Below are 21,452 nucleotides of genomic sequence, written 5' to 3' on the forward strand. Positions count from 1 at the left end.
GAATCCAAGGCGGAGGAGGGAGGCGACGCGGAGCGTCGTCGACCGACGACAACGCCGGAGGCGGAGTCGCATGACGCCGGGAGCCCGCTCGCTATCGTGCACCCGGCCGTAAGTCGTGGAACCAGATCAGGGAGAGAGATGAACACCCTCAGGGGCTTGGGGGCGTGCGCGGTGCTCGCGGGCATAGCCTACGCAGTGACCAAGGTGGCGACCCTCGACCAGATCGTGCTCGGTATCACCCTGACGGTCGTGGCCGTGTCCCTGGTCACGTACATGGCGTCCGTCAGGCGACGTCGCGCGGACCGTCGTGCGGCCAACGGAAGGGTCAGGTCCAGGGGCGTCACTTCCGGGTGACGGACCCCGGTGGGTGCCGTCCGCCATGCCCTTGGCAAGGCACTTCCGGCGGCTCCGTTCGGCGGCGAACCGCCCCACAGACTCACACCCCCAACGTGTCCGCCACCCGATAACGGACGGTGTGCTCAGCAGTCCGGGGGCAGCCCACCACTCCGATACGCCCCTGTCGCCGAGACGGCCGAGAGCACGGTCCGCATCGGCAAAGCCCGGCCGCAGCGGGCCACCGCTCCCGTTCCGAGCTCCTCCGGTTGCAGTTCTGGTTGCATTCGCCTTCGTCCGGTGCGGTCAGCCGGCAGCGCTCGGACCTCCCGGGTCCGGTGGTGCGCCGGGCGCGCATCCGCGCCGCTCCCCCTGGCTCCCAACGGTTGGCACGATCCTGGCTGCCTTCGGCACCTCCCTACCGAGTCCGTTGCCACTCTCGTCGCGGTCACCACCGGGACCACCGGGGAGGCCCCGGAGTGATCCGGGGCCCCTTGCGTTTCAGGGCGCACAGCAGGGTCGGCCCGGTGCGTGTGCGCGTTCGTGGATCACTGAAGGACGTTGAGGAAGTTGGTGGCGTCGTCGACGAAGTACACGGCGTCACAGTCCAAGTCCACCGCCAGGCCGAACAACGCGCCCGCGCCGGGCGGGGAGCCGCTGTTGTCGAGTTCCCGGAAGGCCACTTGGCGGCCCCTGCGAGTGGTCTCGACGATGTTGCCGTCACCACTGTTGACGGTCAGGATGTGGCCGTTGGGTGCGATGGCCAGGCCGAGAGGGCCGTTGAGCTTGCCGCCGCTGCTGACGACCCGGCCGGTGCCGGCGTCGGATTCCCGGGTCAGCGCACGCGGGATGACGGTGATGCGGTTCTTGACCGTATCGGCGACGTAGAGCGAGCCGTCCTTGGCGAGGCCGACGCCGGTGGGGCCGATCACCAGCGCGGCGGGGTCGGTCTTCTGGGCAAAACCCGAGCCGATCATGGTGGTCCGCACCCGCTTCGGCGGCTGGTTGCCATGGCGCCTGAGGGTGATGCGCAGGACGGTGCCCTGGTCCACCTCGTCGCCGCCGCCGGCCACGGTGCCGTTGAGCACGTTGGTGACGAACAGGTCGGTACGGTCGCCGCTGCTCGTGGCGGTCATGTCCCACGGTCCGTTGATGCCGCGTCCGGCGAGCGTCTCGCGGACCCTGCCGTGGCTGTCCAGCACCAGCAGGCAACCTGCCTGGGCGGTTGCGGAGTTGCCGTCGGCGGTCGGCAGACTGCCGACCACCACCCACCCGCCGGGCAGGATGCTCAGGGCGGTGGTGAGCCCCACACCGCCGGGGCATGGGCCGGGCAGATGGTTCGGGTCGATCCGGGCGAACAGCTTGGCGGTGCCGCGCGGGCTGATCTGGACCAGGGTGGTACCCGTGCCCTGCTGGTTCTGGCTGTTGTTGAAGTTGCTGACCAGCACGTTGCCTCTGTGGAGTTTCCCGTGGTCGCGCGGGACCACGGCCGTGCCATAGGGGTTCACGTCGCCGTTCTCAGGGACCGTGGAGGAGATCTCACGCACGGTGTGCAGGCGGCCGAGGAACGTCCCGTCGGCTGCGGCAGTACCTGCGGCAGCCGTTACTCCGATGGCCACGGCGGCCGCCAACGCGGACAGCCCTCGCACCATTGGTGACAGAAAGTTAGTTCTCATAGGCGTCACGTTAAATTTGATGATGAGATTCGGTGCACACGGACATGCGCTGTCCTCGGGGATTTCGCTCCATCGGTCGCTGAAGCCCGCACGTGTGCAGAATGCTTGCCCGCCTCCCTCGCTGTGGGCTGCCCGCCCCCGCGGACCAGAAGGCCCCCGAGGCGGACGTGTGGTCGCCTGGCGGTCCGGGCCTTCGTCTTGCCCCCGTGCCTCGGGCATCGCTGTCGCCCCGGGATACGCGCGGTCAGGGGGCGGGAGCCAGAAGCCGTCGCAGGGTGGTCGGTGTGTGGCCGAGGTACTGGCGCATGGTCCGGGTGAGGTGGGCCTGGTCGGCGTAGCCGAGATCGGCGGCGAGGTTGCTGAGGCTGGTCTCGCCGGCCTCCAGGCGGTCGAGGGCGCGGCCGATGCGAACGCGGTGGCGGTAGCGAGTCACCGAGACGCCGAGTTGGCGCGGGAACGCCCGGCTCAAGCGGTACGGGGAGACACCGAGCGACTCGGCCAGCGCGAACAGCGTGTCCGCGGCCGGGTCTCCTTCGGCGATCGCCTCGCGGGCAGCCGCCACGAGACTCCGATCGCGCTCGACTGACGCATTTCCGAGCGGAGTCGGTCCTGCGGCAGTGCGGCCGATCGCCGTCGACAGCAGACCCAGCAGCTCCTCGGCGACCGCGTAGTCGGTGTCGTCCGAGCGGGCGGCAACGAGGAGACGCCGGTGAGCCAGGTCAAGCCTCGGGTCGGTGCAGAGCGTCTGCACAGTCGGTCCCGCGCTGTCCCCGGCCAGAGAACGCCACAGCTGCGGCGTCACGCTGATCGATGTACAGACGTCGCCCCCGGCGGGGTGAGCGAAGCTCTCCTCCTCGCCGGGAACGCCCACGTAGGCCAGGGTCGCGTCGATGTCGGCGGGAACGCCTGCGGCCATCCTGCGGAACCGCCCGCGGCGCACGAGCACCACCCGGTAGTCGGCACGTACCTCCGGCGCCGACCAGCGGGTGTGGTCGGCGCGGCAGGACACCGCGCTGATGCCGAAGTCGGGGCGCGTGGCGACAGGAACGGCGATGAGCACCCTTCGAACGCTACGCGCCGGGTCTGACATCCGCGCAAGGATGTTCAAGACCCGGGCGGGGCTGCCGGGCGAGGCTCCTCACCGAAGCCCGTTCGGCTTCCGGTCGTTCACGATTCTGGAGTCCTCTCATGCCCGTTCTCGAACAGCTCACCACCGTGGTCGTCGACTGCGCCGACCCGGTCGCGCTCGCCACCTTCTACCAGCAGGCCACCGGCTGGGAACTCACCTACAGCGACAAGGACTTCGCCTCCCTCGGCGCGGCCGGCACGGGGGCGGGACTGGCTTTCGTCCGCGTCGAGGGCTACCAGGCGCCGAAGTGGCCGGAGGGGAGCAAGCACCTGCACCTCGACTTCACCACCCCCGACCCGGCCCGCGCGGTCGAGGAACTGCTCGCCCTCGGGGCCACCCGGCCCGCCTTCCAGCCGGGCGACGGCCAGTGGGTCGTCCTGCTCGACCCGCAGGGCCACCCCTTCTGCCTGATCCCGGCCACGACCGACTGACAGGAACGGAGCACAGCACATGGCAACCATCAACCGCGAGGCCCTGATCGAGGCCGGCCCCGAAGAGGTCTGGGCGGCGATCCGCGACTGGGGCGAGGTCCATCACAGGCTCGCCCCCGGCTTCGTCACCGACACCCGCGTCGAGGGCGACGTCCGGGTGGTCACTTTCGCGGACCGCACGGTGGCGCACGAGCTCATCGTCTCGCTCGACGACGACGCCCGGCGCATCGCCTACGCGGTGGTCGGCGGATTCCCGGACGTCGTCCACCACCACGCCTCCATGCAGGTATTCACTGAGGCCGGCGGTCGGAGCCGCTTCGTCTGGATCATCGACGTCCAGCCGCACGGCCTGGCGGGGCCCATCGCCGCGATGGTCGACGAGGGGATCCGGGTGATCCGGCGGACCCTCGAGGCCGCGGCCGCCCCCGTTCCCTGATGCCTTCGCGGCCCGAGCCGGGCAGGGCGGCTATCCCGGAACGCGCGGCCTCCTTCGACACGCTGCCACTGATCGCCGACAAAGCCAAGATCGATGGGCTCTTCCAGCGGCTCACCCAGCCCTGAACCCTCCGCCTCGGCATGGTTGTGGAAGGCACAGTCCGCAACCTGATCCGAGGTCAGCGGTTGGTACTCGACCGCCACCTGCCCCGCCACGGCGGCCGTCTGCCCCGGCACTGAGGTTCGGTAAGATCCGCAGGTCGTCGTACCGGGGAGGGTTCATGGCCGAGGGCCACAGCGCCGAAGGCACCGACAACGGCGCGGAATACTCCGATGTCGTCGTGGACGAACAGACTGCGGTCCATCTGGTGTACCGGCCCCAGCCTGCCGACACACTGGTCGGCCTGCGGGTCCGCAATCGGATCAAGCGGATCGGGCTGCTGCTGCGGGGCGTTTTCCTGACACTGTGGGTAGGGCAGTGGCTGCTCTCCACCGTGGGCCGTGGGAGTGTCGACGTGGTCTCAACCGTTCTGGTCGTGTTCGTCATCCTGGTGGTGTGGGGGTACCCGCGGCTACAGGCCACCAGCGTTCAACGGCTCATCGGATGGCAGGGCGAGTACCGCGTCACCGTGTCTCCGGCCGGGATCACCTGCCGCAGCGACCACAGCACGCTGGTCCAGAAGTGGTCCGTCTTCCAGGGGTACCGGGAGACGGCCGGCCACTTCGTCCTGCTCAGCCGGGACCCCAACATCATGTACGTCGGTGTCCTGCCCAAGCGGGAGGTGCATGAGGCCGGGGACCTCGACCGGCTGCGGGCCATCCTGGACCAGCACACCACTCGCGTGTGACGCACCCTCGTCGACTCGGTGAGCGGCGTCAGCGGGGGCTCCGGTCTGGCGGTGTCCGACGACGGTGCCACCCTGTACGCGGCCGCGGAGAGCAGCCACAAAATCGTGGCCTCGACGCTGCCAGGCCCGCCCTCACCCGTTCAAGATCCCTCAGCCGAGACCTGCATCACCCGTCCACAACCTCCCAGGAAAGAACACCTGGTAGGGCTTTGTTAGGTCCTGTGGTGTGGTTCTGGTGTCGGTGCGGGTTGGCCGCATATCGAGCAGGCGCCGGTCCAGGTGGCCAGGAGGGCCTGAAGGGTGCGGAGGACCGCGTAGAGGGTCAGGCCGGCGCAGGCGCTTTTGGGTCGAGCCTGAGCATGGTGCAGAACGCCTGGGCGAGGGAGGCGAGGGTGACGTGGCGGTGCCAGCCGGGGAAGTTGCGGCCCTCGAAGTGGTCCAGGCCCAGACCGTCCTTGAGCTCTCGGTAGTCGTGTTCAACGCGCCAGCGGATCTTGGCGATGCGGACGAGTTCGCGCAGCGGGGTGTCGGCAGGCAGGGTGGAAAGCCAGTAGTCGGTGGGCTCGGTGGTGCCGGGCGGCCATTCGGCCAGCAGCCAGCACTCGGGCAGGGAGCCGTCGGCGGCGCGGCGGATCGTCCGGTTTGCGGGCCGGACCCGCAGCGCCAGGAACCGCGAGCGCATCTCGGCACGGGGGTTGTGCTTCGTAGCCTTGCTGCCCTGGCGCCAGGTCACGGTTCGTGCCGCCGATCGCCCTGCGTCCAGGGCGAGTTGGCGCAGAGTGCTGTGCTGGCCGGGGTAGGCCGGTCCGGGCCGGCGGCCCTGGCCGCTGTAGGGCGGGCGCTCGGGGACGGCGTCGCCCGGGTAGGCGGTGGTGGTGCCCTTGACCGCGACGGCGTACGCCAGGTCGCGCTCGGTCAGGCCCTCGCGGAAGCCGGTCGCGTCGCCGTATCCGGCGTCGGCGACCACCGGCAGGCCGGGCAGTTCCCAGTCCCCTCGGACCTCGTCGAGCATGTCCAGGGCCAGGCGCCACTTCTCCTTGTGCCGCTCGCTGTCGGGGATGTCCGCCTTGGCGCGTCGGCGCTGGATCGCCCCGGTCAGCAGCGCATCGCCGGTGTTCTTGGTGTCCGATGATCACGCGATGGCCGCACCCGTTCCCAGCCGGGTCCGTCACTAGATCGCGAAATCAGAACGGATTACCAGGAGTCCCGTCGCCCTCGACATTGGCCACCATCTTGCGCAGTACCTTGAGTGCGGCCACGTACTCCTCGTCGCTGATGCCCTTGTGGACTACGGCGCGTACCTCGGTCGCCAGCTCACGTAGCCGCGCTCTGGCGGCCTCCCCGGCATCCGTGAGGTGCAGGCGCTGCCCATCATCGATCCGGAGCCATTCGCGGTGGAGCAACTGGTCGACGACCCTGGCGATCTCGTGCGGCCCGTCGGCAAGGTGCGTCAGCTGCGCGACGACCTCCTCACGGCTCGGCGCCGTGGGGCCGCCGTTCACGCGGTTGAGTACCCAGTACTGCGGCTGCGTGACGTCGATCTTGGCCATGGCGTCACGCAGATGCTGGGTGACGGCCGTATGGGTCAGGCCGCACCAGTAGCCGACCGGCTGAGTGGCCAGCATGTCATCGGTGGCGGCCGGGTTTGCCGGCGCCTGGTCGGTGGTGGTTCCGATCAGTGATTCCATGATCGTGACGCTACATTCCCCCCGGCGCACTGAACCATCGGAATGTGGCATCCACTGCAACTCGTCCTGGGTACGCATCGGAACCGCCGACCACCGTCATTTTCGGGGCCGCCGCAGCCTCGCGCGCCGCCATGCCACGGCCCGACGCAGCGACTACCGACGACCGCTCGCCCGCGCAGCCAGCGGGTAGATCACGAAACTGCACTGGAGTACTAGTCAACCCACATGTCTGGGGCCAGCCGGCCAGCGCCAACCCGCTGCTCCATCTCAAGAGGGTTGATGCTGCAGGGTGGTTCGACAACTACGCTCAGCGACCTCTACCCGGGCTAGGCCAAGACCGACGCGAAGGACGCCGCGGTCATCGCGGACGCGAGCAGGCTTCAACGACAAGGCATACGCCGCCGATGAGACCTCACCGAGCATTCAACTCGTCGACCTGACAAGCCTCTACGGCCAGGCGTGAGCAAGCCGGCATGGCAGTCGGTACCGGAGCGAGCGGTACCGACGGTCGCGGGTATGACCGGCGCCCTGGTCTCAGTTCTGTTCCCGAACGCGGCGGCGCCCGGGGATCCGGAAGAGCTGCAGTGCGCATGATCGGCTGACAGGTTCTTCAAAGGTTCTTCATCATCTCCGGCTTACGGTCGGCCTGCCCGCCGTGTCCGCGGCCGGGCCCGACAGGAGGAGCGGGGAAAGCGATGAGGACGAACTGGGTACTGCTGGCCTCGGCGGCGTCGGTCATGGTCTTCGCGCTGACCGGCTGCGGGAGCGACGACGGCGGTTCGAAGCTCCCGACGGCCGGTGGTGGCGGCTCGGCCGCATCGGCTGGTAAAACGGGCGGTCAGGGTGGCGGGAACGATGTGGCGGCGTACGTCGAGAGCCAGCGCAAGTGGGTCGCGTGCATGCGGACGAACGGGGTCGACCTCCCCGACCCGGACTCCAAGGGACAGGTCGACATGTCCGGCCAGGGCCTTGCCCTGAAGAAGGACCCGAAGTTCATGAACGCGAGCAAGAAGTGTGCCAAGTTCAACGCTACGGTCCCCCAGGACCTGGAGCCCAGCGAGCCCAAACTCACTCCCGCGCAGATGAAGAAGCAGCGGGACTATGCCGCCTGCATGCAGAAGAACGGCGCCCCCGATTTCCCGGACCCGGATCCGAACGGGAGCCGCGACGACAACTCCGGTGAACCCGGATGGGATCAGAGCTCGGCCGGCGCCCGGCGAGCCACCCGCGTCTGCGCCCCGATCATCGGTGAACCGACCAACCCGCCGGCCGGCAAGGGCTGATCATGGCCGAGACGGTGACGCACATCGATGACGCGCACGGGACGGCCCCACTGCCGCCTCCGCCGCGCCGCCGGCAACGCCGGCGTACGGCGCTGATCGCCTCGGCCGTGGTCGGCGTGGCGGCGGTCGCCGTGGTCGGCGCACTGGGGCTCGGCGGCGGCCAGGGCAAGGGCCCGAGCGCGCCGCCCCGCTCCGGTTCCGTCGTCCCGGTGACCCGGACCACACTGGCCGAACGGACCGCGGTGGACGGCAAGTTGAGCTACGGAACGGAGGTCCCGCTGCCGGTCAAGGCGACGGGTACCGTGACCTGGCTGCCCGAGCAGGGCGCGACGGTCGAGCGCGGCGGCACGCTGCTGCGCGTCGACGACCGGCCGGTCGTGCTCATGTACGGGACGCTGCCGATGTACCGGGACCTCGGCCTGACCGCCCAGGAGGGTGACCAGGGCTCGGACGCCCAGCAGCAGAAGGGCTCCGTCGACCAGCAGCAGAAGAACGCGGACGGCACGTCCCCGAGCCCCTCCGGGTCACCGGCGCCGGGGGGCGCCGGAACCGGCGGGGACACCGGCTCGACTCAGGCCCCGCGTGAGCTCAGAGGCATGGACGTCATGCAGTTCGAGTCCAACCTGGCGGCTCTGGGCTACACCGGCTTCACCGTGGACGAGAGGTTCACCGCCGCCACCGCCCGGGCGGTCAAGCGCTGGCAGAAGTCGCTCGGGCTGCCCCAGACCGGGACCGTCGGCGTCGGGGACGTCATCTCTTCCTCCGGCAAGGTGCGGATCGGCCATGCGGGGGCACGCCTGGGCTCCGCGGCCGGCGAGAACACCCTGGCCTACACCGGTACGTCGCGGAAGGTCGTCGTGAGCGCCTCGGCCGCGGACGCCGCCTGGGCGGTGCGCGGCACGAACGTCCGGGTCAAGCTGCCCAATGGCAAGTCCGTGCAGGCCAAGGTGGCGTCGGTGGGGAAGCAAGCGAGCACGCCCGAGGGGGGTGGCAGCGAGGGCGGATCGGGAGAGGCCGACGCGACGATCCCCGTGACCATCACCGTCCAGGACCAGAAGGCCCTGGGGCGGCTGGAGAGCGGCCCTGTGACGGTCGAGTACGTGGGACGCGAGGCCAAGGACGTACTGAGCGTTCCGGTCTCCGCGCTGGTCGCCCTCGCCGAGGGCGGGTACGGCCTGGAAACCGAGGACGGCCGGTTCCTCGCCGTGAAGACGGGGCTGTTCGCGGACGGCAACGTGGAAGTGAGCGGCACAGCGATCCGCGAGGGCATGAAGGTGAGGATCGCGTGAGCGGTGTGTCCCCGGCGGTTCTGGAGTTCGACGCGGTCTGCAAGACGTATCCGGGCGGCGTTGCCGCGGTCCGCGACGTGAGTCTGCGGATCGGGCGCGGGGAACTCGTCGCCGTCGTCGGCCCGTCGGGCTCAGGAAAGTCCAGCATGCTGAACCTGATGGGCAGCCTCGACCGCCCCTCCTCGGGGCGGGTGCTGGTCGACGGCCACGACGTGGCGAAGCTGTCCGACCGGGAGGTGTCCGCGCTGCGGGCCACGCGGATCGGTTTCGTCTTCCAGCAGTTCCACCTGGCGGTCGGCGTGCCCGTGCTGGACGCGGTGGCAGACGGGCTGCTCTACGCGGGCGTCCCGATGCGCCGCCGCCGGGCCAGGGCGGCCGCCGCGCTGGCCCGGGTCGGGCTCAGCCACCGTGTCCACCACCTGCCGCAGCAGCTTTCCGGCGGCGAGCGGCAGCGGGTCGCGGTCGCTCGCGCGGTGGTCGGCGAACCGTCCGTCCTGCTGGCGGACGAGCCGACCGGCAACCTCGACTCCGCGTCGGGTGCCGCCGTACTGACCCTGCTACGCGAGTTGCACGCGGCCGGCACCACGGTCGTGATCATCACCCACGACCGCGAGATCGCGGCCGAACTCCCCCGCCGTATCGAGATGCGCGACGGACGCCTGGTCGCCGACACGGCCCGCAGCACGACGATCGGGGCACCCCGGTGAAGGACCGTACGACGAACTCCTCCTGGCAGACCCCGGACTCCCGTCCCACAGCGGCTGGCTCCCTGGACGCCCGGGGTCCGGCCCCGGAGACCCCGCCGTTCCGTTCCCCGGGCCCCGAGTCCTCGGACGCCGGGGCTCCGGTCCCGGAGCGGTCACGGTCACGGCTGCGCGCCGCACGCCTCGGGCCCGCCGACGTCGTACGCCTCGGCGGCACCGGACTGCGGACCCGGCCCCTGCGGGTCTTTCTCTCCGCGCTCGGCATCGCCATCGGCGTCGCCGCCATGATCGCGGTGGTCGGCATCTCCGGCTCCGGGCAGGCCGAGGTAAACCGCCGCCTCGACGCGCTCGGCACCAACCTCCTGCGGGTCGCACCGGGCCAGAGCCTGGCCGGCGAGAAAGCCAGACTCCCCTACGAGGCCGTGCCGATGATCCGCCGGATCCCGCCCGCGCAGCAGGTCGCCGCCACCGGCGCGACCGGCGCGCACATCTACCGCAACGACCACATCGCCATCGGCCGCACCGGCTCCCTCGACGTCCTCGCGGCCGACCAGGACCTGCTCCCGGCCGTCGGCGGCAAGGTCCGCGAGGGCCGCTGGCTGGACGCGGCGACGGAGAAGTACCCGGCTGTCGTGCTCGGTGCCACGGCCGCCCAGCGGCTCGACGTGTACACCTCCGGAACCCGGGTCCTGATCGGCGGCCGCTGGTTCTCGCTGATCGGCGTCCTCGATCCCGTACCGCTCGCGCCGGAACTCGACAGCGCGGCACTGGTCGGCTGGTCGGCGGCCCGGACATACCTCCGCTTCGACGGCCACCCCTCCATGGTCTACGTCCGCACCGAGGACAGTGAGGTCGCGGCGGTACGGGCGGTGCTGCCGACCACGGCATACCCCGAGAAGCCGAGCGAGGTCCGGGTCTCGCGGCCCTCCGACGCCCTCGCGGCCCGCGAAGCCACCGAGTCGGCGCTCACCGGCCTGCTGCTGGGCCTCGGCGCAGTGGCTCTGCTGGTCGGCGGGGTCGGTGTGGGCAACACGATGGTCATCTCGGTCCTGGAGCGCCGGCCGGAGATCGGTCTGCGCCGGGCCCTGGGGGCGACCCGGGGTCAGATCCGCACGCAGTTCGTGACGGAGTCGCTGCTGCTGTCCCTCATCGGTGGGCTCGGCGGTACGGTGCTCGGAACCCTGATCACGGCGGGGTACGCCGTCGGCCGCGGCTGGCCGACGGTCGTCCCGGCCTGGGCGAGCGCGGCCGGCATCGGATCGACCCTGCTCATCGGCATGGCCGCCGGACTGTATCCGGCGGTGCGGGCCAGCAAGCTGTCGCCGACGGAGGCGCTGTCCAGCTCCTGAGCCGTACGGCCACGGGAACGCCGGCCACAGGCCCGGCCGCGGCGGGTGGGGAGAGAGGTGAGCGGGATGGGCGGGGCCACCACCGCGGGTGTGGGCGGAACGGCGGCGGGCCCGTGTCCGTTCCGGTGCCGCACGAGGCAGGGGCGGCCTCGCACGAGACCGCCCCTGGTGTGCTGTTGCTCCGGCTCGGCCGGCAGTTCCCCGGTGCTGCTAGAAGCCGCAGTAGACGTAGCTGCCGCCGTTGCTCAGCAGGTCGTCACGGACCCAGCCGTATACATCGGCGTTAGTGCCGTTGTCGTCGCGCAGGTACGTCCAGGTGTGGCCGTCGCTGCCCACGGTGTAGCAGTGGTAGTCGAGCCTGTCGTTGCTGTCGGCGAGGCCATTGATCCCGCAGCCAGTGCTGGAGCCGCTGCGCTCGTTGGCACCGTTGGCGTAGACGCCCCAGGCCGAACCGTCCTTGTCGCTGACCGTGGTACCGCAGGACGCGTTCGCGGAGGCCGAGGTGGCGGTGACCATCGGGACGGCCAGGGCAGCCACGGCGACGGCAGGGATGATCGCTGCGAGTCGACGCTTCAAGTTGTACCCCCATGTGTCGTTTCGTTAGCAGTGCGACCCCGGTACCGGGAGGCACCAGAGCGAATGGTGCTGCCACCGCATCCATCGGGATGCGAGAGGTGTAAGTACCCTCACAGGCCGACAGTGCTGAAGTAAGCATTCCGCAGCCAACTGGCCACTTTCCTTCCATTGGGGACCAAAATTGATTTCAGGGCGGAATCGGCCATTCCTGCGGCGTACCGGCCAAATCGGCGCTCTTGCCGAGCAGGCCCCAGCCGCACGCCGAGATATCCCGTCATCCCGCACTTGGGGAAACCCGACCGAAGGAGCCCCGTTGAGCGCACGCGTCCCGACAGCCAGGACAAGGGGAACGCGATGAGCTTCCGGCTGCGGGTCCTGGGCCTGCTCATGCTGGTCGCCCTGACCGCCACCGCCGCCACCGCCTGGCTCACCCTGCGTCAGGCGAACCGTCAGGTCCAGGAGACCGTCAGCGCCGGACAGCGGGAGGTCTCCCTGATCACCGGTGAACTCCGCACGTACGGATTCGCGCACGGCACCTGGGACGGGCTCGCACCGACGGTGGGCGAACTCGCCAAGGCCACCGGGCAGCGCATCCGGGTCGTGACCGAGACCGGCGCCCCGCTCGCCGACTCCGACGCCCTCGCGGGCCGCGGGCCCCGCCCACTGAGCAGCCGGCCCCCGGTACTGGTCGACGCGCGGCCCGTCCTGCGGTTCCCCGACGGGCAGACACCCCGGCTCTCGGTCAAGCTGGCGGCCACCGCGATCGCCAACTACCGCTCCTCGGCCGCGTACGCTGCCTGCCTGACCCGGGTGGGCGCCGAGGTGACGGCCCGGCAGGACGACCTGGGCATTCCCCGGATCAGCACGGATGGCCGGCCCGCGCACTGCACAGAGCCGCCCCGCGGGGCCGACCCGCACACTCCGCAGGATCTCGACGCGCTCCGCGCCTGCGACTCCGCACAGCCCCTCACCCCCTGCCTCCAGCGGGTCTTCAACGAGCGGACCGCCTCCGTCGCCCCGCCCCGCCTGGAAATCCACCTCGGCTACCGGAACGAGTCCCCGCCCAGCCTCGCCGCCGCACCCACCGTCGCCGTCGCGATCGGAGTCGCCCTTGCAGCCGTCCTCGGCGCGTTGCTCCTGAGCCGGGCGGTCCTTCGCCCGGTCCGGGCCATGACGCACGCCGCCAAGGGGCTCGGTGAGGGCGATCTGGGGCGACGCGTCCCCGTCTCCGGGCGGGACGAGATCGCACAGCTCGGCCGCGCCTTCAACCGCATGGCCGACTCCATCCAGGCCGGCGAGGAGCGCCAGCGCCGCCTCACCGGGGACATCGCGCACGAGCTGCGCACCCCGCTGGCCAACCTGCGCGGCTATCTGGAAGCCCTGCGGGACGGGATCGTCGAACCGACGCCCGACCTGCTCGACTCCCTCCACGAGGAGGCGCTGCTCCAACAACGGATCGTGGACGACCTGCAGGACCTGGCCCTGGCCGAGGCCGGGGCGCTCACGTACCACCGCCGCGAGGTCGACCTGCGCGAGCTGCTCGACGCCGGCCGCACCGCCCATCGTGCCCAGGCCGAGACGGCGGGCGTCGCGGTGGAGCTGGAGGCGCCGTGCCAGGTGTACGTGACCGCCGACCCGGACCGGCTGCGCCAGGTCGTCGGCAACCTCATCGGAAACGCGCTGCACGCCACGGGGCCCGGTGGCACGGTGACCCTGGCTCTGATCCGGCGCGGCGAGCAGGCCGTCGTAGAAGTCCGGGACACCGGCAAAGGGATATCGGCACAGGACCTGCCGCATCTCTTCGACCGCTTCTGGCGGGCGGATCCGTCACGGGGGCGGGCGACCGGCGGCAGCGGGCTGGGGCTGTCCATCGCGCGTCAGATCGTCACCGACCACGACGGGGGGATCGACGTGCACAGCACGGTCGGGCTGGGTACGACGTTCACGATCACCCTGCCCGCGGCTTCGGGCCATGGCGGCAGGTCAGGAGGAGGCTGAGCCGCCACCGTCCGCGAGGCGGTAGCCCCGCCCGTACACCGTCTCCAGATGGCAGGGCCGCCTCGGGTCCGTCTCCAGCTTCCGTCGAAGGTTCATCACGTGCGCGTCGACGGTCCGCTCCAGGACATCCCGGTCGAAACCGAAGACGCGCTCGATGATCTGCGCCCGGGTGAAGACCCGGCCCGGTTCACGGGCCAGCGTCTCCAGGACGGCGAACTCCTTCGCGGTCAGTGCCACCGGCCGCCCCGCCACCCGGACTTCGAAGCGTGCCGTGTCCAGCTCCACCTCGCCCACCCGCAGCACAGCGGGCTCCACCGCGCCGCCGCCCCTCTTGGACCTGCGCAGCAACGCCCGTACCCGTGCGGTCAGTTCACGCGGACTGTACGGCTTGGTGAGATAGTCATCGGCGCCGAGGTCGAGGCCGAGAAGCATGTCCTCCTCGGTCGAGCGCGCGGTGAGCAGCAGAATCGGAACATCCGATTCGGTACGTAGGATGCGGCACACATCCAGTCCGTCGACCAGGGGCAGCATCACATCGAGAACGATGAGATCCGGCTGCATCGAACGGGCCCGTTCCAGCGCCGCACGGCCGTCGGCCACGACCTGCACCGCGTGGCTTTCGCGCTCCAGATAGATCCGGATCAGTCGAGACTGCTTTTCGTCATCTTCCGCGACCAGAATTCGAGCGTTCAACAACTCTCCCCCAGCAAGGCCCACGCACTCCAGTACCGTAATACAGGAATGGACGAGGATCCGGGTCCGCGTCCAGGCGATGCGGGCCCGGACACCGCCTCTGGCCGGCGACTACACCTGGACGTACCTCAGGAACGCCAGCACGGCTACCTACGGGTGGGTCCGTGACGACCTCCTGAGCGACTACGGGAGCAGTGTGTACTGCGGCTTCTGAGCCTCCACCAGGGCCCGGGTACTCACCACCGGGAGCCAGGCTCCGAGTCAGCCGAAACAGTGGCATGTCAGGGGTGGTCCCGCCGAGGCCGCCCCTGACCGCTGCCGACCGGCTGGCGCGCCGCGGCGGGTCCGTACGGGAAGGCGGGCTCGCACCGGTCGGTCGCCGACATCACCGGCCCCGACTCGCTCGCCCTCGTCCGCGCGCACAAGCAGGAAGCGAAGGCGGCCGCGAAGAAGACGAGATGAAGGAGGATCCGCAACTGTTCACAGACGTCACTGCGATCGCTAGCTTTCCTGCACAACCGTTTGCACCGGAAGGACTCTTGTGCACGCAACCCGTCGCAGGGCCAAGGCTGTTGTGGCCGCCACCGTTCTGGCTGCACCCCTCCTCCTCGCCGCTTCCCCGAACCACGGGCACCCGTCCGGGCACGACCCCGCGAAGGACGCGGCCACGCTGTCGCGTCAGCTCGTCACCGTATCCACCGCCGCAGCCTCCGCGGCGGCCCCCTGCTCGGCCCCGTGTTCGGCGGTGAGTTTCTCGTACACCGACTCCCGGTCCACCGCGTGTGCGTAACGCCCGTACAACGAGGACCCCTTCCCCGCCGCGTCCAGCTCCGTCGCGGGCAGCGGGATCCGGAGCTGCGCGCCGGGCAGGCACGCACCGTCCCAGAGCAGCGCACGCAGATCGAGCGTGGCCGCGCCGACGGCGTACCCGTCGGCGATCTCCTGGGCCTGCTGCGGCAGTACGCCGACGCCCTCGCCGACGCCTGCTCCCGTGCCCGCTTCGGTACCTCCGACCGTGCTGTCGCTGCCACTCATCGCGGCATGGGTTCCGAAATGCCTGCATTCATGACGTTTTGGCCAGCATCGCAGTACCGCTCCATGGCTGCGCCCGGAGGCTCTTGACCGGTAGGCTTTCCGTGTGATCTTCAAGCGCATCGGAAATGGGCGGCCATATCCCGACCACGGCCGGGAAAGCACCCGGCAGTGGGCGGATGTCGCGCCGCGCCCGGTCCGCCTCGACCAGCTGGTGACGACCAAGGGTCAGCTGGACCTCGAAACCCTCCTCGCCGAGGACTCGACGTTCTACGGCGACCTGTTCGCCCACGTCGTGAAGTGGCAGGGCGACCTCTATCTGGAGGACGGGCTGCATCGCGCGGTCCGCGCGGCGCTCCAGCAGCGCCAGGTGCTGCACGCCCGGGTACTCGAACTCGGCTGACAGTCCGGCAGCTCGGTGAGCAGACGGCCCGCGCACTTCGCCGCGCCGGGTGCTTTTGGGTGCATTCGCACTCGGACGGGTGCCATCCGTTGATCATTTAGTACGCATCTTCACCAGGTCGCACTACGCTGCGCCCATGAGCATGCTCACTCCCCCCGGTATGGGCGGAAAGTACCGCATCACGGGCGACAAGTACCCGCGTATGCGCCGCCCCCGGCACCGTCGCACACTGGTCCTCGCGTCCATTGCCTCCGTGGTGGCCCTAGGGCTGGCCGGTTGGGGCACGATGCAGCTCATCGACGTCTTCACGGGCGGCGACAAGCAGGCCAGCGCCGCGGACCGCAGGGCCGACTGCCCCACGCCCACGCCGTCCACGCCCGCCAGGGCACTGCCGGCACCGGCGAAGATCACCGTCAATGTCTACAACGCGACGCCACGCGGCGGGCTTGCGAAGGCCGCCGCCGACGAGCTGAAGAAGCGCGGCTTCCGTATCGGCAAGGTGGGCAATGCCTCGGCCGCGTACGACAAGAAGGTCCCCGGGCCCGGGGTACTGCTGGGGGCGCCGACGGCCGCGAACGGCGCGTTCCCGGTCCTCGGTACGCAACTGACGGGCGCCACACCGAAGACCGACGCGCGCAGGACGGCGGATGTCGATCTGATCCTCGGTACGGCGTTCAAGAGGCTGAACACACCGAAGGAAGCCACCGCGGCCCTCGCCGCCCTCAACAAGCCGGCCCCGGCGCCCTCCTCCTGCCGCTGAGGGCTGTCCCGTCGTCACGCCGCGCAGCAGGCGCCGGTTCGACGACAGGGACCTCGGGCGCACGGGCCGAAAGCCCTGGCCGGAACCGGGACTCAGTCGACGGTTCCGTACATCCGGTCGCCCGCGTCGCCCAGCCCCGGCACGATGTAGCCGTTCTCGTTCAGCCGCTCGTCGACCGAGGCGGTGACCACGGTCACCGGCGTACCCGCCAGCTCGCGCTCCATCACCTCGACGCCCTCGGGCGCCGCGAGCAGCACGACGGCGGTGACATCGTCCGCACCGCGCTTGATCAGTTCCTGAATCGCCGCGACCAGCGTGCCGCCGGTGGCCAGCATCGGGTCCAGGACGTAGACCTGTCGGCCCGAGAGGTCCTCCGGCATGCGCGTCGCATACGTGGACGCCTGGAGCGTCTCCTCGTCGCGGATCATGCCCAGGAAGCCCACCTCGGCGGTCGGCAGCAGCCGCACCATGCCGTCGAGCATGCCGAGACCGGCTCGCAGGATCGGCACGACCAGGGGCCGCGGGTGCGACAGCTTGACCCCGGTCGTCGGTGTGACCGGCGTCTCGATGTCGACCTGCTCGGTGCGCACGTCCCGGGTGGCCTCGTACGCGAGCAGGGTGACCAGCTCGTCGGCGAGCCGCCGGAAGGTCGGGGAGTCGGTGCGCTTGTCGCGCAGGGTGGTGAGCTTGTGCGCGACCAGCGGGTGGTCGACGACGTGGATCCGCATGGGTTCAACAGTAACCGGGCTCTCCCGCACCTGTGCGCTGGCATCAACCACACGTTCGGAGGGAAGGTGGGGGCATACGGACCCAGGCTTGGGGTGATGTGCGGATGGCGGACGGGAAGCAGCGGAAGCGGGACCAGCCGGCCCCGCCCGACGCGCAGGACGCGCCGGAGACCGAGACCGAAGCGGAGCGCCGCAGACGGCGCGCCCACTTCCTCCGTGAGCTTCATGAGGCGAAGGCGCTGCGCGACCGGGTCCAGCCGCGCCGCGCCCGGGCCGCCCGAATGCGCCAAGCCATGCGGATGCGGACCTTCCGCTGGTAGCGCTCCGAGCAGCCGGACGGCCCCTTCGGAGCAGTGCCCGCGACAACTGATCCACGACGCAACGGTCGAACTACTCTCGCGAACGCTAGGTTTCTGCCACGATTCCGATGGGCGGGACGCAGGACAGCCGGATCACCGGATGCCCTCCCGCCGGACCGACACCCCTATGACCAGTGGGAGAGTCACGGTGTACTTCGCCGCACTGCTCGCGCGCACCGAAGACGGGTGGGAAGCGAGCGACACGGAGCTTGACGATGTGGAGACCCTGTCCGATCTGACGGATCTGGCCCGTGAGGCCTCGGTGGACGAGGACACGGTGCTCGTCTTCATCGAGCAGGAGGACGCCTGGTTCGGCGTCATCCGGGTGGACGGTGAGGAGGACCCCCGTATCTACATCTCGGACGCGTCCGCCGCCGCCCGCTCCTCCTACGGGGAGATCCTGCTCACCGATGAACTGCTCGGCCGCGAACCCGAGGCCGAGGACTCGATTGCCGCCCTCGAAGAGCTCGTCGGCCTCGACGGTACGGAGGACGGCGAGCCGGATCACACCACCGACAATCAGACCGACCACGACGACAACGACGACGACGGACTCGACGCCGACGCCGTACCGACGGGTCCGCTCGGAGACACCGGGATCCTGTCCGATCTCGGACTTCCCGAGAAGGAGCTGCTGATGCTGCGCACGGACGCCCTGGTGGAGATCGCGGACGCGCTGGGCGCGGCCGAGGTCCTGGAGACCGTCCGTTAAGGTCCGCGGGTGACCGCACCACCGGGCCCGCACGGACCGCAAGAACCCCACGACCCGACGAACGATCCCGTACGGGACCCATGGCGGGCGGCCATGCGCCGCGCCCTGGACGAGGCCGCACACGCGGCGCAGGCCGGTGACGTGCCGGTCGGCGCCGTCGTCCTCGGCCCGGACGGCACCCTGCTCGCCACGGGACACAACGAACGCGAGGCGACCGGCGACCCGACCGCGCACGCCGAGATCCTTGCCGTCCGCCGGGCCGCCGAGGCGCTCGGCGCATGGCGGCTGACCGGCTGCACGCTGGTGGTCACCCTGGAGCCGTGCACCATGTGCGCGGGCGCACTCGTGCAGTCCCGGGTGGCCCGGGTCGTCTACGGGGCACGGGACGAGAAGGCGGGCGCGGCCGGTTCGCTCTGGGACCTGGTACGGGACCGGCGGCTCAACCACCGCCCCGAAGTGATCCACGGAGTACTGGAGGACGCCTGTTCCGCCCAGTTGACGGCCTTCTTCCGCGACCGCTGACCCGGCGGTGCGCCCAGCCTCCGCCCCGGCTTCCACACCCGCGGGAGAATCGGATTTCAACCCACGGCCTGAATGGTCTAAGCTCTCTCTCGGTAGCGTGTCCGAGCGGCCGAAGGAGCTCGCCTCGAAAGCGAGTGTGGGGAAACTCACCGAGGGTTCAAATCCCTCCGCTACCGCCATAAGAAACCGTCTCTGACCTGTGCGAACAGATCAGAGACGGTTTTTTTTGTTCCTCTCACGTCCACATGGATGTCCGCTCAGAGCCCGCAAGCGGGTGGATGGAGGCGTGACCTTCACCGCCGTTCGGAGCGAGGGGGCACGCGCGGCGGCGCGTGGAGCGACGAGAACTCCGAAGACGAAACGCCGGCGAAACGTCTCCTGCCGGTACGAGGGCGGATGAATGTGTCACCGACCCCGGCCGGCCGGAGGAGTCCTGCCGGGCGCCGCCCGTTCTCGCCCGTCGGGTACTCCCTCGCGAGGTCGAACTGACCGGTGTGCGCATGGGCTCGGCACCGACGGGGACAGTCAGGGCGCGTCGGTTCGGCCCACGGCTCCGTCCAGAAGCGGGGCGAGCTCTTGTGCCACCGTCGCCAGGGCGCGTGCGTTGCGCTCGACCCGGGCGACCCCGGGTTGAGCGGCGACTACGCCCGCACGTACGCGCGCAGCCGCCACAAGCTGCGCGACCTGGTCGCTGCGGCCCAACAGCTCGGCGAACTGCCCGCCGGAGATCCGGCGCGCATCGCGGCCGACACCCAGTCCTTCGTGCTCGGCCTGGTAGTACAGGCCCTGTTCGACCCCTGGCGTTCCCGCCCACCGCCAGGCCGAGCTCCTTGACGACTACCTGACCACGCTGGCCTCCCCGCCCTCGCCCAAGAGCGAGGACGCAGCACGTCCTGACAACCGAGCGCCCTCGGAAGAGGTGGTGCGGGAGGGCGCTGCGGGTTCAGACCCGGGCGTGCGTGGTGATGTCGGCGGTGAACTCCGCGATGACGGCAGGGGTCACCGTCGGACGGCACTGGCGGAGCGCGGCGAGGTAGTCGTCGGTGTCCGCGCCTGCCTCGGCGAAGTCGCGTTCGAAGGCAGCCTGGGCGGCGATCCGGGCCGCGTGCTCGATGTCGGCCGGGGTGAACAGCTCGCTGGCCGCGACGAGCGCGTCCAGGTCGACATCGCCGCGCCGGCCGGAGTGGCGCGACCAGATCGCTGCGCGGGCGGCCGGGTCCGGGGTCCCGATGGGGATCAGGTAGTCGAACCGGCCGGGACGCAGGAAGGCCGGGTCGAGGGAGCGGATGGAGTTGGTGGCACAGACCAGCAGCCGCTCGTCGCGCTCGCGGAAGCCTGGGATGAGTTTGAGGAGTTCATTGGTGACACCGTGCATGCCGGGCTCCGGGCGTGCGCCGCGTACGGGAGCGATCTCCTCGACCTCGTCGATGAAGACCAGCACCCGCTCCAGTTCCGCGATCCGGGCGAAGGCCGTGCGCAGAGCAGCGGCGAGGTTCCCTTCGTCGGCCAGTCGGGACGGCAGCAGTTCCACGAAGGGCCAGCCGAGGCGGGAGGCGATGGCTCGGGCGAAGGTGGTCTTGCCCGTCCCGGGCGGACCGAACAGCGTGATGGCGCGCGGCGGTATGACCCCGTGCCGGCCAGCGCGCTCGGGTTCGGCCAGCGGCAGCACGATGCGACGCTCGATCAGGTTCTTCTCCGCCTCCATGCCGGCGACCTTGCCCCACAGATCACCGGACAGCACCCGGCCACCCAGCTCCTCCAGGAGGTTCGCCGCGGTGCCGGTGGCCGGTTCGGTCTTCTCGAAGTAGGCGACGGCCGGCCTTCGCGTGTAACCAGCCTTCTGCAGCCCCTCGCCGAGCAGTTCCTCCTCCGGCAGCACGTAAGCGATGCGGCGCACCCTGGCCGCGATCAGCCGGCGTTCCAGTTCCATCAGCAGGGCGCTGGCCAGGCCCCGGCCGCGCCACGCCGGTGAAATGGCGATCCGCATCACCCAGGCCCGGCCCTCGGACACCTGGGCGAGCGCCGCGCCGATGGGCTCGCCTCGGTGGACGGCGACCACCGCGGGCTGGCGGGACGTCAGGGCGCTGATGCATTCAGCCAGCGAGAAGACGGATTCCTGGCCGAGATCCGCGGTCGTGTCGATGAGATGCACGACCGCCGCCAGGTCGTCCTCACGGTAGTCATGGATAAGCCAGTTCACATGCCGCTCCTCGCCTCGGGTGGTTCGGAAGACGCTAGAACGCCGGCGGCGGACGGTCGCGCTCCATCACGGACAACGGAGCAGCCGTAACCGTACGAACAGGAAGCGGTGCGAAAAGCGGACTCCGGCTACGCCCGGCAGGCCGTCCGAGAGGCGCGGCAGCCCCCTTGGTTCAGCGCTCGCCGGCAGCGGCTCCGCACAGGAGGTGATGGTCCGACAGCCCAGTGGGTTCGGTGCCGCGGCATCGATCACCTGGTTGCAGGCAGTCGGCGCCCTGACGCTCGGGGTGGTCCGTGCGCGCGTG

At 70.3% G+C, this 21,452-nt stretch carries 25 protein-coding genes, 1 tRNA gene and 2 pseudogenes; 19 read left to right on the forward strand and 9 right to left on the reverse strand.

The genetic code is table 11. The features are described 5' to 3' along the window. Positions 1-138 precede the first annotated feature (138 nt). Positions 139-354 carry a hypothetical protein gene (locus tag ACIBB8_RS14700; RefSeq protein WP_398952007.1) on the forward strand — a complete coding sequence of 72 codons (216 nt, stop codon included), beginning with the start codon at positions 139-141 and terminating at the stop codon, positions 352-354. A gap of 527 nt (positions 355-881) precedes the next feature. Here the strand turns inward: ACIBB8_RS14700 and ACIBB8_RS14705 are convergent. Together ACIBB8_RS14705 and ACIBB8_RS14710 are read right to left on the reverse strand one after the other, a co-directional pair. Beyond that, positions 882-2,009: a hypothetical protein gene (locus ACIBB8_RS14705; protein ID WP_398952009.1), complete on the reverse strand. Its 1,128-nt coding sequence runs from the start codon at positions 2,007-2,009 to the stop codon at positions 882-884. A gap of 244 nt (positions 2,010-2,253) precedes the next feature. Beyond that, on the reverse strand, positions 2,254-3,069 hold the full coding sequence (locus ACIBB8_RS14710) for a helix-turn-helix domain-containing protein (RefSeq protein ID WP_398952011.1): 816 nt from the start codon (positions 3,067-3,069) through the stop codon (positions 2,254-2,256). A gap of 128 nt (positions 3,070-3,197) precedes the next feature. On the opposite strand from ACIBB8_RS14710, the gene ACIBB8_RS14715 reads away from it, so the two are divergent. The 4 genes from ACIBB8_RS14715 to ACIBB8_RS14730 all read left to right on the forward strand — a co-directional run bounded on the left by ACIBB8_RS14715 (position 3,198) and on the right by ACIBB8_RS14730 (position 4,852). Next, on the forward strand, positions 3,198-3,569 hold the full coding sequence (locus tag ACIBB8_RS14715; protein ID WP_398952013.1) for a VOC family protein: 372 nt from the start codon (positions 3,198-3,200) through the stop codon (positions 3,567-3,569). A 19-nt stretch (positions 3,570-3,588) separates the two neighbouring features. After that, a complete protein-coding gene (locus ACIBB8_RS14720; protein WP_398952014.1) occupies positions 3,589-4,005 on the forward strand; it encodes an SRPBCC family protein in 417 nt (138 codons plus the stop codon). Then, complete coding sequence (locus ACIBB8_RS14725) at positions 4,005-4,130, forward strand: hypothetical protein (protein WP_398952017.1); 126 nt, start codon at positions 4,005-4,007, stop codon at positions 4,128-4,130. The genes ACIBB8_RS14720 and ACIBB8_RS14725 overlap by 1 nt, the downstream gene beginning before the upstream one ends. A gap of 155 nt (positions 4,131-4,285) precedes the next feature. Continuing rightward, positions 4,286-4,852 (forward strand): YcxB family protein, encoded by a 567-nt coding sequence (locus ACIBB8_RS14730; RefSeq protein ID WP_398952018.1) that lies wholly within the window; start codon positions 4,286-4,288, stop codon positions 4,850-4,852. Positions 4,853-5,174: 322 nt separating this feature from the next. Here ACIBB8_RS14730 and ACIBB8_RS14735 read toward each other — a convergent pair whose 3' ends face one another. Both ACIBB8_RS14735 and ACIBB8_RS14740 read right to left on the reverse strand, forming a co-directional pair. After that, positions 5,175-5,954 (reverse strand): IS701 family transposase, encoded by a 780-nt coding sequence (locus ACIBB8_RS14735; protein WP_398952248.1) that lies wholly within the window; start codon positions 5,952-5,954, stop codon positions 5,175-5,177. Between the two features lie 82 nt (positions 5,955-6,036). Beyond that, positions 6,037-6,540 (reverse strand): MarR family winged helix-turn-helix transcriptional regulator, encoded by a 504-nt coding sequence (locus ACIBB8_RS14740; protein WP_366691941.1) that lies wholly within the window; start codon positions 6,538-6,540, stop codon positions 6,037-6,039. Between the two features lie 209 nt (positions 6,541-6,749). Here ACIBB8_RS14740 and ACIBB8_RS14745 point away from each other — a divergent pair. The 5 genes and pseudogenes from ACIBB8_RS14745 to ACIBB8_RS14765 all read left to right on the forward strand — a co-directional run. Then, a pseudogene (locus tag ACIBB8_RS14745) lies at positions 6,750-6,980 on the forward strand (hypothetical protein); the annotation flags it as partial. 255 nt (positions 6,981-7,235) lie between these two features. After that, positions 7,236-7,823, forward strand: a complete 588-nt coding sequence (locus tag ACIBB8_RS14750) for a hypothetical protein (RefSeq protein ID WP_359109523.1) — start codon at positions 7,236-7,238, stop codon at positions 7,821-7,823. A 2-nt stretch (positions 7,824-7,825) separates the two neighbouring features. After that, positions 7,826-9,112 carry a peptidoglycan-binding protein gene (locus ACIBB8_RS14755; protein ID WP_398952022.1) on the forward strand — a complete coding sequence of 429 codons (1,287 nt, stop codon included), beginning with the start codon at positions 7,826-7,828 and terminating at the stop codon, positions 9,110-9,112. Beyond that, positions 9,109-9,819, forward strand: coding sequence for an ABC transporter ATP-binding protein (locus tag ACIBB8_RS14760; protein WP_245766674.1), 711 nt, complete (start codon positions 9,109-9,111; stop codon positions 9,817-9,819). Before ACIBB8_RS14755 ends, ACIBB8_RS14760 begins: the two co-directional genes overlap by 4 nt. Positions 9,820-9,983: 164 nt before the next feature. Continuing rightward, a complete protein-coding gene (locus ACIBB8_RS14765) occupies positions 9,984-11,165 on the forward strand; it encodes an ABC transporter permease (RefSeq protein ID WP_071365005.1) in 1,182 nt (393 codons plus the stop codon). A 210-nt stretch (positions 11,166-11,375) separates the two neighbouring features. On the opposite strand, the gene ACIBB8_RS14770 is transcribed toward ACIBB8_RS14765, so the two are convergent. Then, entirely contained in the window at positions 11,376-11,741 is a 366-nt protein-coding gene (locus ACIBB8_RS14770) for an SH3 domain-containing protein (protein ID WP_398952025.1), read from the reverse strand. A gap of 354 nt (positions 11,742-12,095) precedes the next feature. On the opposite strand from ACIBB8_RS14770, the gene ACIBB8_RS14775 reads away from it, so the two are divergent. Then, positions 12,096-13,739 (forward strand): sensor histidine kinase, encoded by a 1,644-nt coding sequence (locus ACIBB8_RS14775; RefSeq protein ID WP_398952026.1) that lies wholly within the window; start codon positions 12,096-12,098, stop codon positions 13,737-13,739. Here the strand turns inward: ACIBB8_RS14775 and ACIBB8_RS14780 are convergent. Continuing rightward, positions 13,725-14,432 carry a response regulator transcription factor gene (locus ACIBB8_RS14780; RefSeq protein ID WP_398952027.1) on the reverse strand — a complete coding sequence of 236 codons (708 nt, stop codon included), beginning with the start codon at positions 14,430-14,432 and terminating at the stop codon, positions 13,725-13,727. The two genes, ACIBB8_RS14775 and ACIBB8_RS14780, sit on opposite strands and share 15 nt — an antisense overlap. Before the next feature lie 318 nt (positions 14,433-14,750). Here ACIBB8_RS14780 and ACIBB8_RS14785 point away from each other — a divergent pair. Then, positions 14,751-14,894: pseudogene (locus tag ACIBB8_RS14785) on the forward strand (Fe-S cluster assembly protein HesB); the annotation flags it as partial. A gap of 216 nt (positions 14,895-15,110) precedes the next feature. Here the strand turns inward: ACIBB8_RS14785 and ACIBB8_RS14790 are convergent. After that, positions 15,111-15,467, reverse strand: a complete 357-nt coding sequence (locus tag ACIBB8_RS14790) for a hypothetical protein (RefSeq protein ID WP_398952030.1) — start codon at positions 15,465-15,467, stop codon at positions 15,111-15,113. Between the two features lie 103 nt (positions 15,468-15,570). On the opposite strand from ACIBB8_RS14790, the gene ACIBB8_RS14795 reads away from it, so the two are divergent. Then, on the forward strand, positions 15,571-15,867 hold the full coding sequence (locus ACIBB8_RS14795) for a type II toxin-antitoxin system VapB family antitoxin (RefSeq protein ID WP_003955420.1): 297 nt from the start codon (positions 15,571-15,573) through the stop codon (positions 15,865-15,867). Between the two features lie 160 nt (positions 15,868-16,027). After that, positions 16,028-16,627 (forward strand): LytR C-terminal domain-containing protein, encoded by a 600-nt coding sequence (locus ACIBB8_RS14800; RefSeq protein ID WP_398952251.1) that lies wholly within the window; start codon positions 16,028-16,030, stop codon positions 16,625-16,627. A 92-nt stretch (positions 16,628-16,719) separates the two neighbouring features. Here the strand turns inward: ACIBB8_RS14800 and upp are convergent, their stop codons facing one another. Then, the gene (upp, locus tag ACIBB8_RS14805; RefSeq protein ID WP_037695091.1) at positions 16,720-17,355 is read right to left on the reverse strand and encodes a uracil phosphoribosyltransferase; all 636 of its coding nucleotides are present in this window, start codon (positions 17,353-17,355) and stop codon (positions 16,720-16,722) included. 104 nt (positions 17,356-17,459) lie between these two features. Here upp and ACIBB8_RS14810 point away from each other — a divergent pair, with 104 nt between their 5' ends. The 5 genes from ACIBB8_RS14810 to ACIBB8_RS14830 all read left to right on the forward strand — a co-directional run bounded on the left by ACIBB8_RS14810 (position 17,460) and on the right by ACIBB8_RS14830 (position 19,782). Then, entirely contained in the window at positions 17,460-17,675 is a 216-nt protein-coding gene (locus tag ACIBB8_RS14810) for a hypothetical protein (RefSeq protein WP_398952034.1), read from the forward strand. Between the two features lie 187 nt (positions 17,676-17,862). Then, positions 17,863-18,426: a hypothetical protein gene (locus ACIBB8_RS14815; RefSeq protein WP_398952253.1), complete on the forward strand. Its 564-nt coding sequence runs from the start codon at positions 17,863-17,865 to the stop codon at positions 18,424-18,426. 93 nt (positions 18,427-18,519) lie between these two features. Then, positions 18,520-18,948 (forward strand): tRNA adenosine(34) deaminase TadA, encoded by a 429-nt coding sequence (tadA, locus tag ACIBB8_RS14820; protein WP_327249476.1) that lies wholly within the window; start codon positions 18,520-18,522, stop codon positions 18,946-18,948. A 91-nt stretch (positions 18,949-19,039) separates the two neighbouring features. Further along, a tRNA-Ser gene (locus tag ACIBB8_RS14825) sits at positions 19,040-19,127 on the forward strand. Between the two features lie 451 nt (positions 19,128-19,578). After that, positions 19,579-19,782: a TetR family transcriptional regulator C-terminal domain-containing protein gene (locus tag ACIBB8_RS14830; protein WP_398952037.1), complete on the forward strand. Its 204-nt coding sequence runs from the start codon at positions 19,579-19,581 to the stop codon at positions 19,780-19,782. 109 nt (positions 19,783-19,891) lie between these two features. On the opposite strand, the gene ACIBB8_RS14835 is transcribed toward ACIBB8_RS14830, so the two are convergent. Beyond that, positions 19,892-21,148: an ATP-binding protein gene (locus ACIBB8_RS14835; RefSeq protein ID WP_398952040.1), complete on the reverse strand. Its 1,257-nt coding sequence runs from the start codon at positions 21,146-21,148 to the stop codon at positions 19,892-19,894. Positions 21,149-21,452: the final 304 nt, after the last annotated feature.

Origin of the sequence: Streptomyces sp. NPDC051286, assembly GCF_044455345.1 — a bacterium.
GTDB lineage: Bacteria > Actinomycetota > Actinomycetes > Streptomycetales > Streptomycetaceae > Streptomyces.

Bases quoted from the DNA above. Each gene is read 5' to 3' on its own strand.
- ACIBB8_RS14740 (WP_366691941.1), bottom strand. From the start codon at position 6,540: ATGGAATCACTGATCGGAACCACCACCGACCAGGCGCCGGCAAACCCG.
- ACIBB8_RS14725 (WP_398952017.1), top strand. From the start codon at position 4,005: ATGCCTTCGCGGCCCGAGCCGGGCAGGGCGGCTATCCCGGAACGCGCG.
- ACIBB8_RS14800 (WP_398952251.1), top strand. From the start codon at position 16,028: ATGGGCGGAAAGTACCGCATCACGGGCGACAAGTACCCGCGTATGCGC.
- ACIBB8_RS14775 (WP_398952026.1), top strand. From the start codon at position 12,096: ATGAGCTTCCGGCTGCGGGTCCTGGGCCTGCTCATGCTGGTCGCCCTG.
- ACIBB8_RS14715 (WP_398952013.1), top strand. From the start codon at position 3,198: ATGCCCGTTCTCGAACAGCTCACCACCGTGGTCGTCGACTGCGCCGAC.
- ACIBB8_RS14700 (WP_398952007.1), top strand. From the start codon at position 139: ATGAACACCCTCAGGGGCTTGGGGGCGTGCGCGGTGCTCGCGGGCATA.
- ACIBB8_RS14755 (WP_398952022.1), top strand. From the start codon at position 7,826: ATGGCCGAGACGGTGACGCACATCGATGACGCGCACGGGACGGCCCCA.
- ACIBB8_RS14750 (WP_359109523.1), top strand. From the start codon at position 7,236: ATGAGGACGAACTGGGTACTGCTGGCCTCGGCGGCGTCGGTCATGGTC.
- ACIBB8_RS14705 (WP_398952009.1), bottom strand. From the start codon at position 2,009: ATGAGAACTAACTTTCTGTCACCAATGGTGCGAGGGCTGTCCGCGTTG.
- upp (WP_037695091.1), bottom strand. From the start codon at position 17,355: ATGCGGATCCACGTCGTCGACCACCCGCTGGTCGCGCACAAGCTCACC.
- tadA (WP_327249476.1), top strand. From the start codon at position 18,520: ATGCGCCGCGCCCTGGACGAGGCCGCACACGCGGCGCAGGCCGGTGAC.
- ACIBB8_RS14720 (WP_398952014.1), top strand. From the start codon at position 3,589: ATGGCAACCATCAACCGCGAGGCCCTGATCGAGGCCGGCCCCGAAGAG.
- ACIBB8_RS14810 (WP_398952034.1), top strand. From the start codon at position 17,460: ATGGCGGACGGGAAGCAGCGGAAGCGGGACCAGCCGGCCCCGCCCGAC.
- ACIBB8_RS14790 (WP_398952030.1), bottom strand. From the start codon at position 15,467: ATGAGTGGCAGCGACAGCACGGTCGGAGGTACCGAAGCGGGCACGGGA.
- ACIBB8_RS14730 (WP_398952018.1), top strand. From the start codon at position 4,286: ATGGCCGAGGGCCACAGCGCCGAAGGCACCGACAACGGCGCGGAATAC.